The sequence below is a fragment of the [Flexibacter] sp. ATCC 35208 genome (genome assembly GCF_001975825.1).
Taxonomy (GTDB): domain Bacteria; phylum Bacteroidota; class Bacteroidia; order Chitinophagales; family Chitinophagaceae; genus Chitinophaga.
The window spans coordinates 1-441 of the sequence record NZ_MTKN01000305.1; the positions used below are offsets into that span (position 1 = coordinate 1).

Genomic DNA, 441 nt, shown 5'->3' on the forward strand with positions numbered 1-441 from the left:
GCACTCATCACCTCCGCAACATAATGATCCCCTTCCGGAAGACCCTTATCACTCACCGTCACCAACACATTCCCCAAATGATTCACCAACTCATACCTCCTCACTCCCACCTTATTCCACGTCGAATCCACCTCTCCCCCTACTACCAACCCCGGCTCCCACAATCCCAATCTACTACTCCCATACAAATGCTGCTCCTTCCAATACTTATCACTCCCGCCTCCAACATTCCCATACACTGCCAGCACGTTCCCCGCCACATCACGCACATACCATGTCTTATCCGTTACACCGCCATGCGTATAACCTTTATACACCCTATTCCCGCCCGCATCATACCTATATTCCAAAGAACTCCCATCCCCCTTCCTAATCCCCCTTATCTTACCATACAAAGTCCACTTTATATTAACTACACTATCCCTAACATTGGTAATCAAA

1 protein-coding gene is annotated in these 441 nt (G+C 48.3%); it reads right to left on the minus strand.

What is annotated here, in order from left to right:
* The coding region (locus BW716_RS37415; protein ID WP_179091443.1) for a hypothetical protein at positions 1-441 on the minus strand (441 nt) is incomplete at both ends.